We start from the raw sequence: 15,351 nt of genomic DNA, 5'->3' as shown, positions 1-15,351 counted from the left end.
AATGTCGTTTCCTGACCTCGGATCAAAGATCAAGCTCAATCACACTGTTCGGTTTGGCTGCACGGCTCTGACACAGGATGATCGCGTTTTTACGCTGCTTGTTGGACAACACGAAATCGCGATGTTCAATATCCCCGGAAATCACCCCACATTTGCAGACCCCGCAAATCCCGTCCGAGCATTTAACATCCACGTGAATGCCTGCCTCGTTCAATACCTGAGCGGCATCCTTGTCCTCAGGCACAGCCAGTTCGCGACCAGATTTCGCCAATTTCAGTGTGAATGGGTGGTTTTCATATTCAGGCTGTTCGGGCACAGAAAAATATTCCAGATGCCGCGCTTCATCGGGAAAGCCACACCGATCCGCTGCTTGAATGACACCATCCATATAGCGATCCGGCCCACAGGTATAGACATGCCACCCGTCCTGATAACCTGACAGGATCACACCCAGATCAGCGCGCGTGCCTTCATCCGAGAAATGGTAGTGCACGTGATCCGCCCACGGCATTGACGCCAGATCATCCAGATACCCGGCCTCGGCGCGCGTACTGGCGGAATAGTGAAGCTCGAACGGTTTGCCCAGCGCGTGCAGGCGATGGGCAAAGGCGATCATCGGAGTGATGCCAATGCCGCCGCCCATCAGGAATGTCCGCGTTGCCGTCTCAACCAGTTCGAAATGGTTGATGGGTTTCGAGATAAAGACCTTACGTCCCTCGCTGAAGATCCGGTGCAGCAAGGCCGAACCACCGCGCCCCTCATCTTCGCGAAGAACGCCGATTTGATAGGTGGTTCGGTCGGATGGGTCACCAGACATGGAATACTGCCGCAGGAATTCTGGCGCAACCAGCACATCCAGATGTGCCCCAGCGGTCCAATCTGGCAGAGGCGCCCCGTTCAAGGCCGAAAATTCATACTTGGTCACGTCTGTTGTCATCCGGTCGACCTTGGTCAATTCGACCCGCATCACCGGCGCATCTCCGGCGATTTGATAGCGATGCACAACGGACATATCGCCAGCCACCTTGCGGGCTTTGTATTCCTCGGCGGTCACCATCGCCTCATAGGCGGCAATCCCGGCTTCGCGGTCCATGGCAAAGGGATAGGGCCACGGGTGCGGGGCCAGATAGGCAGGATAAACAGCCAGCGTTTGGTCCTCGTATTTCAGGTCCAGATCGGTTTGCAGATCGCGCCGGTTCAGAGGGTGGGTTGTCGGACGATAGGCACCGTCCGGCTGCAATTCGATATCCCACCACCATTTCTTGGTGTCGTTCAACCCGCCGTTACCCACTGCATCATCGAGCCGCGCAAGTGCGGGAGCGGCTTGGGGGATATTCATCGCCGCCCACCGAAACGGGCGTTCCTTGAAGATGCCTTCGAGGTTCCACGGGCAGGTCTTCATACACCGCCCGCACATCGCCCCGCCCGGAGTGGTCACACGGTAAGTGGCGCATTTCTGGCTGTCGGATTTCCAAATCTCGTAGCCGTTGAACATCAGTTTCGGGCCGGCGGTGATCGCCCCCGAGGGGCATTCCCGCGCACATTTGTTACACGTCTCGCAAAAGCTTTGCAGACCAAAATCAATTGGCTTGTCATGCGCCATCGGCATATCTGTAGTCACCACGCCCGATTTCAGACGCGGCCCCAGATAGGGGTTAAGGATAACCTCTCCGATCCGACTGACTTCGCCGAGCCCAGACAGCAACAACAACGGCGGTTGCAACACTTCTCCATCCATCACCGTGTGTGCTTTGGCCTTGTAGCCGAGGTTGCGAATTTGCTGCGCGATCACCCCACCCAACAGCGAGAAACGCAGATAGGCGCGCATCGATTGGGCGACGCTTATCCAGTCATCACCGCTTGCGCCCTCCATCGTTTCATAACCCTGATCTATGATCATGCTGATGGCCTGATCATGCGGCGGTGTGATCTCCTCACCTGTGGCATCGTGGGAATACCAAGTCCAGTCGGGGCATCGGCTGAGGCCCACCGCGTCCACGCCAAGGAAATAGGTTGCTGCCTTGATATTTGCGGCATTTCGGTCTGGGCCCGTTGGCGGCAAAGCGTTCGCGCTTTCCCCATCCTGCAACAAAACAAACGCGCCCAGCGCCCGGCGTTGCGCGAAACTGGGGGCCGCTTTACGCACATAATGCCCGCCTTTTGCTGCGTCCTGCAGCGCCTTACCCATGTCCCCAAACTGCGCCCGCGCGAACATATCCGCGCGCTTCGGGACCCGAGCGACGTTTTCCTCGTCGATATAGGTGGTCGGAGTTTCGACCCGTCTGAGCCTCTCGAACGGATGCGCACCGTCCACATAGCGTCGTTTGGCGTAAGCGTCGCGGTTCAGCGCATTCTTGGCAAAGCCCGCCCCCAGCCACCATGCTGGGCCTTGCGTGTGAAACCACGGCTGCTGCGCCATAGGTTGCAACGGTCGATCATGTGCAATCTGCATTTCGGTCGTCACTGCGGCCAGACCGAACCGCTTGCCCAGCCAAGGGGCCACGGCATTCCCACCTTCGACAGAGACCAACCCCGCCGCCACTGCCAACCTGCCCAGATCGACGTCTGTGGACATCACAGAATGCGCCCGCGCGTCAAAGCCCAGCAGGCGGATATAATTCGCGATCACCACCGCATTCTCGGTCGCCAGCAGACAGGCGCGGTGGTCCTGAGCATCTGTGATCCACTCGGCACCGGGTTCATTCGGGTCGGGGTCGCGATTGTGTTCATACAGAAAGACAATTGCGTGCCGGTGCACATCCATGGGCCTGGGTTTGGCCTCCATGCTGTCCTTCAGATCGGCCATGATCAGGTCGATCCCAGACGCCAGCGTCTTGGTTTGGCGCGTTTTCAAAGCATGGGCCAGGCGGTCAATGTCGGGATTGCGGCGTGGCGTGGCCAGCAGCGCCTCGGGCGGCAGCGGACCGCACCCCATCATCGAGGCATCGTTGAAGTAGCCAAATGCCTTGAGGTGGTTGGCCCGCTCAACGGGGTCCACCGGAATCTCGGAGGCAACCGGGTTCACGAACCCGTCGCGGATGGTATCCATCATCGCCTGAAACTCGCCCATCGCATTGACGATGCTTTCAGGCGTTTCGGGCCGGTGAAAGCCGAGCGAACGCATCGGGGTGACCAACGACAAATCCGGCAACCGGTCTTGCCGGGCAAGCCGCTCCAACGGATAGGGGCCTTTGTGAACGGGCCGGTTCTTATCCGAGAAAAAGCGGATTCCCATCGCACACCTCCTGTTGCTGCATGTCACGTAATGCGCCGTGGACAGTAAATCCATTCATGTTTATTCATAGATGATATGAGAAAAACTGATTTCGCTGACCTGGACGGCAAAGTACTGCGCACATTTCTGACGATCCTCGAGGAAAGCTCGGTTTCAAAAGCCGCCGATCGGTTAGGCGTAACGCAATCTGCGATCAGCCACACGCTGGCCAAGCTGCGGCAGGTGCTGGGCGATCCTTTGTTCGTGCGCTCGGGCCAGGGCCTGACACCAACCGAGCGCGCCTTGTCCCTGAAAGAGCCGGTCCAACAAGTGCTGGATGGGATGCGGGCGTTGACCGATGATCGCCCGTTTGACCCTTTGTCCGAAGAAATCAGCATCCAGATTGCCACCAATGACCTGCCGCGAGAGCTGATCTTTCCCCCTTTGCTACGCGGGCTTCGGGCCGAAGGCGTTCGGCTGCAGTTGGGCTTTATCCCATCGGGCGTTCCCGACCCGGACCTGTTGCGCAGTGACCGGTGCCAGCTGATGTTGACCCCTCTACCCCCCGATGGGCCAGATATCTTTCAAAGGCGCGTGTTCAGTAGCCCGTTGATGGTGTTCTACGACGCTACTCGACGCAATCCCCCTGACAGTTGGGCGTCCTACTGCGACGCCGAACATGTAGAGGTGCGCTTTACGGACGGGCGCAGTTCCCGCGCCGTAATGCGGGGTGTGGATCAAAGCCAGATCCGCCCGCCTACAGTCACGCTTCCACATTTCAACGCGATCCCGGCTTTTGTTAAGGGCAGCGATCTGATCTCGACCGACACAGCGCTGATGAAAAACGGTCCGCTGGCAGGGCTGGACTGTGCACCTCTGCCGTTCCAGTGCGAGCCGGTTTCGATCTACATGGTCTGGCATCAGCGCTCGGCCAACGATCCGGCCCATCGCTGGTTGCGCGCACGGATTGAGTCCCTTGTGGAAGCGATGCAAAACTGACCACCCCGGCAATCTGTCGTCAAAACCGCGCCTTGAAGAAATGCGTCAGGGCAGCGCCGGTTTCGAAGTAAGCGCGGCGCAGACCGGTCCAGTTTTCATGATACTCCGGGACTGCAGGCATAGGCAGCAGAGAGGGGTCATCCCGCACCAGACTCTCGGCCATCATGCGGCCAAATACCGTGCCGGGTCCGATACCCCGTCCAGAATACCCATGTGCTGACAAGGCGTTGGGACCGATCTGGGTAATCTTGGGAATGTGATCCGAGGTCATGGCAATCCGCCCGTGCCACCCTTCGGCCAAAGAATGATCGGTCAGTTGCGGAAACAACTCCGCCAGCTTGCGCCTGATCCAGGCGGTGTGGGCAACGCGGCCCGCCTGTCCCAGATCCCCCATGGCGCCAATGACCAGCCGCCCTTCGGCATCCATGCGGAAAGAGGTCATGATCAATCCGGTGTCCCAACACCCCTCGCCCCCCGGCAGGATGCTCGCACGCAGATTGTCCGATAGTGGCGCGGTGCAGTACTGGAAGTAATAGACCGGCACATAATCAGGGGCGGTGGCCCGAAGGCTTTGGTGATAGGCATTGGTCGCCTGGATCACCGATCTAGCGCGGACATTGCCTCGATCAGTTTCCAGCACCCACATACCCCCGCTTTGCCTCATGGACTGAACCGGGCACCCGGTCACGATCCGAGCGCCGGCCTCAGCGGCAACGCGGGCAAGACCACGCACATAATTCAGCGGTTGGATCGTGCCCGCACGCGGATCGAACAGAGCGCCGTGGAACGCCTCACACCCCGTACGTTGGCCCGTTTGATCGGCGTCCAGCAGGGCAACTGGTGCACCGGTTTCGGTCAACTGGATGCGGCGGGCTTGCAGTCCCCGCAGCCCCGATGCGGAATGCGCACAGTGCAAGGTCCCGTTCCGCACCGGATCGCAGTCGATGCCATGCTGTTCTATCAATTCATACACATCACCAGGGGCCGCAGCCAGAAGAGCAATCAGCCGCTCCCCTACCTCTCGCCCCAGTTGAGCGCAAATTTCGTCTGGCGGCAGCCACAGACCAGCATTCACCAGTCCGACATTGCGGCCCGAGCCGCCGTGGCCGATCTCCTGCGCCTCCAGCAGGCAGACCGACGCCCCCGCTTGCGCGGCCGTCAGAGCAGCGGAACAGCCGGTATAGCCGCCCCCGATCACTGCCAGATCAACGGTGAGGTCGCCGTTCAGGGGGTGGCTTTCGACATGCTCACGGCAGGTCTTGCGCCAAAGGGACTGGTCGTGGTCGCTCAAATCGCACTCCTGGGAAACGAAGCGATCATCATGGGTGTGTCAGCCGGTTGCAAGCGCCCTTTGGTCGTCGCGGCCCATTGCGATCAGGAAGGGATGCGCCGCTTGCTGGGATTGAAACACAGCCTTGTCGGACATACCGCGCCAATCGGCCAGAACCAGTGATTGCGCGACTGCGCCGCTCAGGGTTGCGCCGGGGCCAGTGACGATGAACAGGTCCGGGGCAAACTCACGCGCAGCAGTCTGGATGGCGCGGGTGAAGTAATAGGCCTCGGTCACCTGATGGCCCAGCGTATACTCCCAAAGCGCCTGCGTATCCGTGGCGCCCGGCCACCAGATCTTGCCGCGCCCATCGATCAGAGGCCGTTGCGGTTGCCCGAACATCTCGGCCCCCAGACGGGCACGCCCTTCGGTCGCGACCGGGGCCTGCAATGCGGTGTGAAACGCCGCATGGTTGGGCAGCCGCATCGGAAACCTGTCCTGCACAACCGGATGCTGGGTTTCAAAAGCCTTTAAACCGGCTTCATTCCCGGCCAAAACCAGCATTCCGCCCAAGTCGATGGATAGTGCCAGATCGCACCCTTCGGTCCTGTTAATGCGGGCGACATCCGCCAACAACCCTGCCTTGCGAGTGGCATCATTCTTCCAGTTCTCAGCCGAAAAAGGATAGACAAGCTGCCCGCCGATCAACTGATCCTGCATCAGCGTGCCCATCGTATTCACCACGCGGAACCCATCCTGCGGCGACAGCGCGCCGCCAGCGGCCAGAGCGATGTACCACCCCATCGAATTGCCGGTAACAGCGACAATCTCGATATCCTCTGACACAGCCTGCACGTCAGCCAGCGAGGCCGCATAAATCAGAGGCGACGCCACATCCCCACGAGAATACTTGCTGACCGTGAACCTTTGGGTACCGTCCAATGCGGTCACAGCTTCCTGCCCGGCTTCAGTACGGATTGCATCGAAGCTGTAAAACAGATCCATTTGGTCTGCGTGATGGCGATGCAGATAGCCCAGTTCGGGTTTGTTATAGGTTCCCCGGCCCGGGCAGATCACAACGGCAGTACGGGTCATGCTTTGCCTCCGGTCAGGGTCAGGGCGGCTGCCACAATCCCGTCCTTCGACGGCAGCGGCGCGGCATAGGCCGGGCCAGTGGCAATAAAACAATCCTCAGCCGCAACACGTGCGGTCGGGGTGTCAGGCAGCTCTTCGGCAAAGAAGGTCATCAGTGCCTCGGATTGACTGCCGGTTCGGCGGCATTCGTCTACAATGAGCACGTGTTCGCAATCGCGGGTCGCCTCAAGCAGGGCCTCGGCAGGCAACGGTGCCAGCCAGCGCAAGTCAATGATGCGGCACTTGACGCCTGCTGCCTGCAACTCGGGCAGCGCTTGCCGCGACAAGTAGTGCCCATTGCCGTATGTGACGATGGCCAGATCGTCGCCCTGTCCATGCACCCCGATCTCACTCAACGCTATCCGCTGGTCCGGAGAGGGATAGGTCGTCATCCACCCCCCATCCTGCGCCTCGTGCAAATCCCGCATCGGGTAGAGGGCGATAGGTTCCAAAAACACCACCACCCGCTGTTCCTCACGGGCCAGCCGCACGCATTCCCGCAACATCTGCGCCGCATCCGCGCCGGTCGAGGGGCAGGCGATGATCACACCAGGGATATCCCGAAGCACCGCCAGAGAGTTGTCGTTGTGGAAATGCCCGCCGAACCCTTTCTGATAGCCCAGCCCGGCAATGCGCAGCACCATTGGGTTGGTGAATTGCCCGTTCGAGAAAAACGGCAGGGTTGCCGCCTCACCCCTGATCTGATCTTCGGCATTGTGCAGGTAAGCCAGGAACTGAATCTCGGGGATCGGAACGAACCCGTTATGGCCCATCCCGATGGCCAGCCCCAGAATGGACTGTTCATCCAGCAGCGTGTCGATCACCCGGTCTGGGCCGAACCGCTGCTGCAGTTTCTGTGACACACCATAGACGCCGCCTTTGCGACCGACATCCTCACCCATGCAGACGATTTCGGCATGTTCCAGCATAAGATCAGTCAGGGCCCAGTTGATCAGGCGGCTCATGGGCTGGGGGTCTTGCATGGCACGCAGGTCACCGCCGAATGCAGCGCTACGAGTTTCGGCATCAGGGCCGTTGGTCGGTTTGCAGGCGCGCTTGGGTGGGATCAGGCTGGCCATGACCTCATCGGCGCTGGCCAGATGCGGGCGCTGCGCCGCCTCAGCTGCAATGCGATCAGTGCGGGCGCAGGTATCCTGATAGATGCTCAGCGCCTCATCCGGCGACAACGCACTGGCCTGATCCAACAGACGCACCGAGTGCAGCAAGGGATCATTGGCCTCGTCGGCTTCGACCTCTGATTTTGATAGATAAGTGGTCGGTACATCGGCACCGGCATGCCCGTACAGGCGCACCGTTTTCAGGTGCAGGAAGGCGGGTTTGCGGCGTGTACGGACATACTCAGCCGCTTCTTTCGCCACAGCGTAAGTCTCATAAATATCCAGCCCGTTGGCCTGAAAATACTTAATCCCCGGCCGGTGTTCCATAGACGCCTGTATCCAGCCCTTCGGCGTTTTCACCGAAATGCCGATCCCATTATCCTCACAAACAAACAGCAGTGGCAGAGGCGTCGATTGCACGCTGGTCCAACCCGCCGTGTTTATCGCACCCTGTGCAGTGGAATGGTTGGCCGAGGCATCCCCGAACGAGCACATGGCGATGCCGTCCTCGGGCAGTTCACGATGTTCAGGGTCATGCCGCCGTGCCGCCCCCAGCGAATAGGCCGCGCCGACCGCCTTGGGTAAATGGCTGGCTATAGTCGAGGTCTGGGGCGGGATCATCAGAGCTTTCGATCCCAGAACCTTGTGCCGACCGCCTGAGGTCGGATCCTCCTTCGAGCAGGCAAAGCTGAGCAGCATATCCCACGCAATCTGCTGACCAGGGACCTGTTCCGCACGGGCAATCTGAAATGCAGCGTCGCGGTAGTGCAGAAAGGCGATATCGGTCGGGCTCAGGGCATGAGCCACGGCAGCCATACCTTCATGCCCCGACGAGCCGATCGTATAGAACCCCTGCCCCGCCTTCTGCATTGCACGGCTTGTGCGATCCAGCGCCCGACTGAGGACCTGCGACCGGAACAGGGAAACAGCGTCAGCATTTGTCAGCCCCTTGCGAGGCGACGGCCCATCCGGAAAATCGCGCCTTGCGACCCGATTCAGAAAATTTTCGTGAACGATCTGAGCGCGATCCATGGCCTGGTTCCTGATCTTTTCTGACGACAATCGGTTTATGGCATCACCGATAGGACGCCCCCTTTCATGCAGGTTTTGCAGGGTAGGGGCAAAGGAAACAAGCAAGCGATCCTGCTTAATTTACCTGAACCGCCATGCAGGTTCCTGACCGCAACCCAACAAAAAACCTATAGATGTATCGGGCTGGTGCGGTGGAAATACCAGTGATATTCCGTCCAAAAGGTATGAGGATTTGTCATATGGTCGCCCCACGTCGTTTTCTGCCGTCGATCCCTTCATTGCTGGCGCTCGAAGCCGTGGACCGGTTGGGCAGCGCTTCAGCCGCCGCAGAAGAATTGTCTCTGACTCAAAGCGCAATCAGCAGACAGCTCAAGTCGATGGAAGAACAACTGGGCGTGGACTTGATACAACGCAGCAAGATGCGGTTGCACCTGACACCGGCAGCGCAGGAATACGTGCAAGTTGCGCGATCAGCGTTGACCCAATTGGCGCAGGCTTCGCTGAAACTCAAGGCAAACCCGACCGGCGGGTCATTGAACCTGTCCATTCTTCCTGCTTTTGGGATGCACTGGTTGGCACCGCGTCTGCAGGGCTTTGCGCGCCGCCACCCCGAAGTCACAGTTAACCTCAGTACACGCCTGAAACCGTTCGACTTTGAAACCGAACATTTCGACGCCGCCATTCATTTCGGGCAAAAAGACTGGGCCGGGGTTAACTATCTGCCGATCATGCAAGAGGACGTGCTGCCGGTTTGTGCACCAGATCTGCAACCTGCAGGCATTGATGATATCGGCTGGCTGAAACAGGCCCCGCTGCTACATCTCGAGACACGCCCGGACGCCTGGGAAAGATGGTTCGCTGTGCAAGGGCACGACGTTTCTGGCGTACGTGGAATGCTATTCGACCAATTTTCGACCATGTTACAGGCAACCATTCACGGCTTGGGCGTGGCGTTGCTTCCGAGTTACCTGATTGGGGCGGATCTTGAAGCGGGGCGGCTCGTCCCTGCATGGCACGGACCGGGCGTGAGCCTTGGGGACTTTTACCTTGTGTGGCCCCAATCCCGCGCAGAACCCGAACCACTCAGATCATTCCGGTTGTGGTTGCAGGAACAAATTGACCAACCAACACGCCTTTAAATCCGGTCGATAGAAACAAATGCGCGGCTTTCAGCCTTGCGTCTTGCGGACAACGGGCGGGAGGATCACCGTCAAACTAGGCATCCAGCGACCGGGCAATGAGTTCCTTCATGATCTCATTGGTGCCCCCATAGATCATCTGAACGCGCGCGTCTGCGTAAAGACGGGCAATCGGGTATTCCATCATGTAACCGTAACCGCCGAACAGCTGAAGACACTCGTGCATGATCTCATTTTGAACTTCCGACCCCCAGTATTTTACCATCGATGCGGTAGAGGCATCCAACGTCCCCGCTTCGAGACGCGCGATACAGTCATTGACAAAACTACGCAGCACTTCGGCCTTGGTCTTGCATTCTGCAAGTTTGAACCGCGTGTTCTGGAAGTCCATCACCCTTTGGCCAAAGGCTTTGCGCTCTTGTGTGTATCTCACCGTTTCGGCGATGGCGAAGTCTATTGCGCCGAGTGCCATGATCCCGATGGTCAGCCGCTCCCACGGCAATTGTTTCATCATCTGATAAAAGCCGCTTCCTTCCTCGGGACCCAGTAGGTTGGTCATCGGAACTTTGACGTCTTCAAAGAACAGCTCGGCCGTGTCGTTTGCCTTCATACCCAGTTTCTTGAGGTTACGACCTTTGCGGAAACCTTCCGCACCTTCAGTTTCGACCGCAATCAAGGACACGCCCTTTGATCCCAGGCTTTTGTCAGTCTTGCACGCCACCAAAATCAGGTCCGCAGACTGCCCATTGGTAATGAAAATCTTAGACCCATTCAGCCGGTAGGAATTTCCGTCCTTGTCTGCACTCGTCCGAATGGCCTGCACATCTGATCCTGTTCCGGGTTCGGTCATGGCGAGCGCTCCGACCATCTCGCCCGAGGCCAGTAGCGGTAACCATTTCCTTTTTTGGTCCTCGCTGCCATAGGCGTTGATATAATGGATGACGATGGACTGGATTCCAAAGCCCCATCCGGAATCCCCGTGTGAGGTCTGCGCGTACATCGTTACCGCGTCGAACCCAATTCCACCGCCGACACCGCCATAAGCTTCGGGGATTGCACCGGCCATCAATCCCATCGCGCCGGCTTTGTGCCACATGTCCCGATCGACCACGCCGTTTTCAGTCCAGCGGTCGATATTGGGCACCAGTTCATCCTTCATGAACCGATCTGCCATTTCGGCAAACATCTGGTGTTCTTCGGTCACCCAACCGGCGGTCGAGGTAAAAAGCGACATGCAACGCCCTCCAATACTTCTTTCCGGTCAGGGTAGCTTTGGGATTTACGCAATCCAACGCTCTCACAGCGATGCAACGCAACGTTTTTTGGGCATTCAGGTCAGAACATCACTCACATGATCCTGCGAAGGCACCAGGGCATGACAATAGGCAACGCCACAAGATACCGGGGCGGGCACAAATCACTACGGGGCCGCGACGAGCGGAAAGTTTCCGGCACCCCCTTGACCTTCCTGTGACTGGAACCCTCATCTGAGGGGGGAAAGAATGCACAGGATGAGTCGGATGGCGACGCAGCGGACAACCCAACTTAAAATACTTGGTATGACATGCGCCTCTTGTATAAGACGCGTGGAGGCAACCTTGCGCGAAGTGCCGGGGGTGTCTGCTGCATCGGTCAATTTTGCCACCGAAACGGCGCAGATCACATATGACGGCCCGATGAAAGCGCTGGCGGAGGCCCTTAAACACGCCGGTTATCCGGCGGAGACCCGGCAAACGACCCTGAAAATAGACGGAATGACCTGTGCTTCATGCGTGTCTAGGATCGAAAAGGCACTGACCACCGATCCGGCCGTGATCGACGCACAGGTCAATCTTGCAACTGAAACCGCTCAAATCACCTTTTTAGAAGAAGCCACCACTCCGTATGCGCTGACACAACGCTGCACTGAGGCCGGATACCCGGCGCGCGTGGCAGAGAACGCAACCGCTGATGACACCAAACCTGACGACACCAAGAACCTGACGCGGGCTACTGTTTTTGCCGCAATACTGGCGTTGCCCGTGTTCGTGCTCGAGATGGGCGGGCATATGATCCCCGCCTTTCACCACTGGGTCCACACCACGATTGGCACGCAGACCAGCCAACTGATTCAGTTCGTTCTGACCACGGTGCTTCTGATCGGCCCGGGACGCGTATTTTACGCCAAAGGCATCCCCTCTTTGCTGCGTGGATCACCGGACATGAACGCGTTGGTCGCCTTGGGTACAGGGGCGGCTTATCTGTTTTCGGTCACCTCCACATTCGCGCCGCAGATTTTACCACAAGGCAGCGCCAACGTGTATTTCGAAGCTGCCTCGGTCATCGTGGTTCTGATCCTGCTGGGCCGCGTGATGGAGGCTCGGGCAAAAGGCCGAACCGGTGCCGCGATCCGCAAACTCGTCGGGTTGCAGCCCAAGACCGCACGGGTTGAGGTGGATGGCTCGTTTATTGATCGCTCCATTTCCGACATCGCGGTTGAAGATATTCTGCAAATCCGCCCTGGCGAGCGAGTGCCGGTGGACGGAGAGGTGCTGGAAGGCACATCTTACGTTGATGAAAGCATGATTACGGGCGAACCCGTCCCCGTAGGCAAGTCCCCCGCTGATCTGCTGGTCGGTGGAACGGTTAATGGAACGGGTGCGCTGCGTATACGCGCCACGCGGGTTGGCGCCGACACGGTACTGGCTCACGTCATCCGCATGGTCGAACAGGCGCAAGGTGCCAAACTGCCGATCCAAGGCCTGGTTGACCGTATCACCGCTTGGTTTGTGCCGGCGGTCATAGCAATTGCGCTGCTGACAATTGCGGCTTGGCTGATCTTTGGCCCAGCACCTGCCCTGCCGATGGCGCTGGTTACAGGGGTTTCGGTCCTGATTATCGCCTGCCCCTGCGCCATGGGTCTGGCGACGCCGACCTCGATCATGGTGGGGACCGGGCGCGCGGCTGAACTGGGCGTGTTGTTCCGCAAGGGCGATGCGCTGCAGCAATTGCAACAGGCCAAAGTCATCGCGCTGGATAAGACCGGTACGCTGACAATGGGCCGTCCTGAGCTGGAAAACGTTACCGCTGTGAACGGATTTAAGCGCGACCAGGTGCTCCGGCTGGCGGCGACGGCCGAGGCGCGATCCGAGCACCCGATCGCCACCGCTATCACCCGCGCGGGCCCGAAAGACCTGCCTGTCTTGTCTGAGTTTGAATCTCTCACCGGGTTGGGCGTAAAGGCCGTGGTTGAAGGGCACGACGTGTTGATCGGTTCGCCCCGCCTGATGGCACAGAACGGGATCGACCTGTCCGACCTGACGGCTGAGGCAGATCGACGTGCAACCGAGGGAGCAACACCCTTGTATGTAGCCATTGACGGTCAGGCCGCGGCATTGCTGACCGTATCCGATCCGATCAAGCCCGGCACGTGGCAAGCACTAGAGCGGTTGCATGCGAAGGGCCTGACACTGGCAATGGTGACCGGAGACAACGTCCGTACCGCACAGGCACTGGCAGACAGGCTGGGTATCGACCATGTCACGGCTGACGTACTGCCCGACGGCAAACTGGCCGCGATCACAGCGCTACGCGACCGGTTCGGTACGCTGGCTTTCGTGGGTGATGGCATCAATGACGCCCCGGCACTCGCGGCGGCGGATATCGGTGTCGCCATCGGAACCGGTACCGACGTAGCGATTGAAACCGCAGATGTGGTGCTGATGTCCGGTGATCTGCGCGGAGTGGCTAACGCCGTCGAGATCAGCCTTAGAACCATGCGAAATATCCGTCAGAACCTGGGCTGGGCGTTCGGTTACAACATTCTGCTGATCCCGGTTGCGGCTGGCATTCTGTATCCGTTCAGCGGCCACCTGCTTTCACCGGCTCTTGCGGCCGGGGCAATGGCTTTGTCGAGCGTCTTTGTCGTCTCGAACGCGCTGCGTCTGCGTCGCGTTCGGGTGAGCTTGCCCGAAAACGCGCAGTTCCCAAAACCCTATACGGTGACGTCATGAATATCGGAGATGTTGCAGCTCAAACCGGCTTGCCTGCCAAAACGATCAGGTATTACGAGGACATCGGCCTGATCAAACCTTTGCGCGACGACAATGGCTATCGCCGGTTCCGCGACAGGGACGTGCACAAGCTGAACTTTCTGGGCCGCGCCCGCGCATTGGGATTCACGATCGAGGATTGCCGCACTCTGTTGGCTCTTTACGAGGATGAAACCCGCGCCAGCGCCGACGTTAAAAAGGTCGCCCGCGCGCACATGGCGCAAATCGAGGCCAAAATTGCCGACCTCAACGCGATGCGCGACACGTTGGGCCATCTGATCGACGCCTGCGCCGGAGACGATAGGCCCGACTGCCCGATCCTGCAGGATTTGGGCAGTAAAAGCTGACGCGGGGTTGCTCTTTCGTCGAAGCTTTGCTTTGTCTCTGCCAGAAATTCCAGGCCGCTGAACGGGATGGGCGCCAGAAAGCAAAGGGGATCACCAAATGACAAAAGTCGCGTTTCTAGGTCTGGGTGTCATGGGTTATCCCATGGCCGGTCACCTGCAGGCTGCGGGCCACGATGTCACCGTCTACAACCGAACCACCCCCAAGGCCGAAGCCTGGGTGGCAGAACATGGCGGCGCAATGGGGAAAACGCCGGAAGAGGCCGTCAGGGGTGCCGATATTGTCCTTGCCTGTGTCGGCAATGACGACGACCTACGCCACATCTGCACCGGCGAGTCTGGCGCGTTTCAGGGTATGTCCGAAGGCACGATCTTTGTCGATCACACAACCGTTTCAGCGAAGGTAACCTACGACCTGTATCGCACCGCCAAGGCACGGGGAATTGCCTTTGTCGATGCCCCGATTTCCGGCGGCCAGTCAGGTGCCGAAAACGGGGTTCTGTCGATCATGTGCGGCGGCGATCAGGCGGCCTATGACACGGCCGAGCCAGTGATGGAGGTTTATTCGAAGATCTGCCGGCGGATTGGTGAGAGCGGTGCCGGGCAACTCACCAAGATGAGCAACCAGATCGCCATCGCCGGGGTGGTACAGGGCCTGAGCGAAGCGCTACATTTTGCCGACAAGGCCGGGCTGGATGGGCGTGCCGTGGTCGAGGTGATCAGCCAGGGCGCCGCTGGCAGTTGGCAGATGGTAAACCGGCATGAGACGATGCTGGACGACCATTTCGACTATGGCTTTGCAGTGGACTGGATGCGCAAGGATCTTGGCATCTGTTTGGATGAGGCCAACGACAACGGAGCGTCTCTGCCTCTGACCGCACTGGTCGATCAGTTCTACAAGGATGTTCAGAAGCTCGGCGGTGGGCGGTGGGATACATCCGCGTTAATCAAGCGTTTGCGCGCGCTGGACTGATGGCACAGGGGGCTGTCCGCCCCCGTCTTGAGCTGCTCGCCGCTTCACCTTGAGGATTTTTTGGCTGGGTGCAGGGGTTCCGTTGAGAGAAGGACAG

General features: G+C 59.0%; 9 protein-coding genes and 1 pseudogene. 5 read left to right on the top strand and 5 right to left on the bottom strand.

Annotated elements, in window-relative coordinates:
* Window positions 1–22 precede the first annotated feature (22 nt).
* Window positions 23–3,235 carry a reductive dehalogenase gene (locus ACR0IY_RS17715; RefSeq protein ID WP_480675633.1) on the bottom strand — a complete coding sequence of 1,071 codons (3,213 nt, stop codon included), beginning with the start codon at window positions 3,233–3,235 and terminating at the stop codon, window positions 23–25.
* Window positions 3,236–3,310: 75 nt separating this feature from the next.
* Between ACR0IY_RS17715 and ACR0IY_RS17710 the strand changes: the two genes are divergently transcribed.
* Window positions 3,311–4,213, top strand: a complete 903-nt coding sequence (locus tag ACR0IY_RS17710; protein WP_480675632.1) for a LysR family transcriptional regulator — start codon at window positions 3,311–3,313, stop codon at window positions 4,211–4,213.
* Between the two features lie 19 nt (window positions 4,214–4,232).
* Here ACR0IY_RS17710 and ACR0IY_RS17705 read toward each other — a convergent pair whose 3' ends face one another.
* Genes ACR0IY_RS17705 through ACR0IY_RS17695 form a run of 3 tightly spaced genes read right to left on the bottom strand, consistent with a single transcriptional unit; the run spans window position 4,233 to window position 8,767 of the window.
* Window positions 4,233–5,504, bottom strand: coding sequence for an NAD(P)/FAD-dependent oxidoreductase (locus ACR0IY_RS17705; RefSeq protein ID WP_480675630.1), 1,272 nt, complete (start codon window positions 5,502–5,504; stop codon window positions 4,233–4,235).
* A 39-nt stretch (window positions 5,505–5,543) separates the two neighbouring features.
* Entirely contained in the window at window positions 5,544–6,578 is a 1,035-nt protein-coding gene (locus ACR0IY_RS17700) for an ACP S-malonyltransferase (protein WP_480675628.1), read from the bottom strand.
* Window positions 6,575–8,767, bottom strand: coding sequence for a dehydrogenase E1 component subunit alpha/beta (locus ACR0IY_RS17695; RefSeq protein WP_480675627.1), 2,193 nt, complete (start codon window positions 8,765–8,767; stop codon window positions 6,575–6,577). The genes ACR0IY_RS17700 and ACR0IY_RS17695 overlap by 4 nt, the downstream gene beginning before the upstream one ends.
* 239 nt (window positions 8,768–9,006) lie before the next feature.
* Between ACR0IY_RS17695 and ACR0IY_RS17690 the strand changes: the two genes are divergently transcribed.
* Window positions 9,007–9,906 (top strand): LysR substrate-binding domain-containing protein, encoded by a 900-nt coding sequence (locus ACR0IY_RS17690; RefSeq protein ID WP_480675625.1) that lies wholly within the window; start codon window positions 9,007–9,009, stop codon window positions 9,904–9,906.
* Between the two features lie 76 nt (window positions 9,907–9,982).
* On the opposite strand, the gene ACR0IY_RS17685 is transcribed toward ACR0IY_RS17690, so the two are convergent.
* Window positions 9,983–11,140, bottom strand: coding sequence for an acyl-CoA dehydrogenase family protein (locus ACR0IY_RS17685; RefSeq protein WP_480675623.1), 1,158 nt, complete (start codon window positions 11,138–11,140; stop codon window positions 9,983–9,985).
* A gap of 286 nt (window positions 11,141–11,426) precedes the next feature.
* Between ACR0IY_RS17685 and ACR0IY_RS17680 the strand changes: the two genes are divergently transcribed.
* From ACR0IY_RS17680 to ACR0IY_RS17670, 3 genes and pseudogenes are all read left to right on the top strand, one after another.
* The gene (locus tag ACR0IY_RS17680; RefSeq protein ID WP_480675621.1) at window positions 11,427–13,898 is read left to right on the top strand and encodes a heavy metal translocating P-type ATPase; all 2,472 of its coding nucleotides are present in this window, start codon (window positions 11,427–11,429) and stop codon (window positions 13,896–13,898) included.
* Window positions 13,895–14,284 carry a Cu(I)-responsive transcriptional regulator gene (gene cueR / locus ACR0IY_RS17675; RefSeq protein ID WP_480675619.1) on the top strand — a complete coding sequence of 130 codons (390 nt, stop codon included), beginning with the start codon at window positions 13,895–13,897 and terminating at the stop codon, window positions 14,282–14,284. Before ACR0IY_RS17680 ends, cueR begins: the two co-directional genes overlap by 4 nt.
* A 94-nt stretch (window positions 14,285–14,378) precedes the next feature.
* Window positions 14,379–15,254: pseudogene (locus tag ACR0IY_RS17670) on the top strand (NAD(P)-dependent oxidoreductase); the annotation flags it as partial.
* Window positions 15,255–15,351 lie beyond the last annotated feature (97 nt).

It is taken from the genome of Ruegeria sp. BC1 (assembly GCF_056539305.1).
Note: the sequence above shows the minus strand (reverse complement) of the source record. Positions and strands in the feature narration are given on the sequence as shown.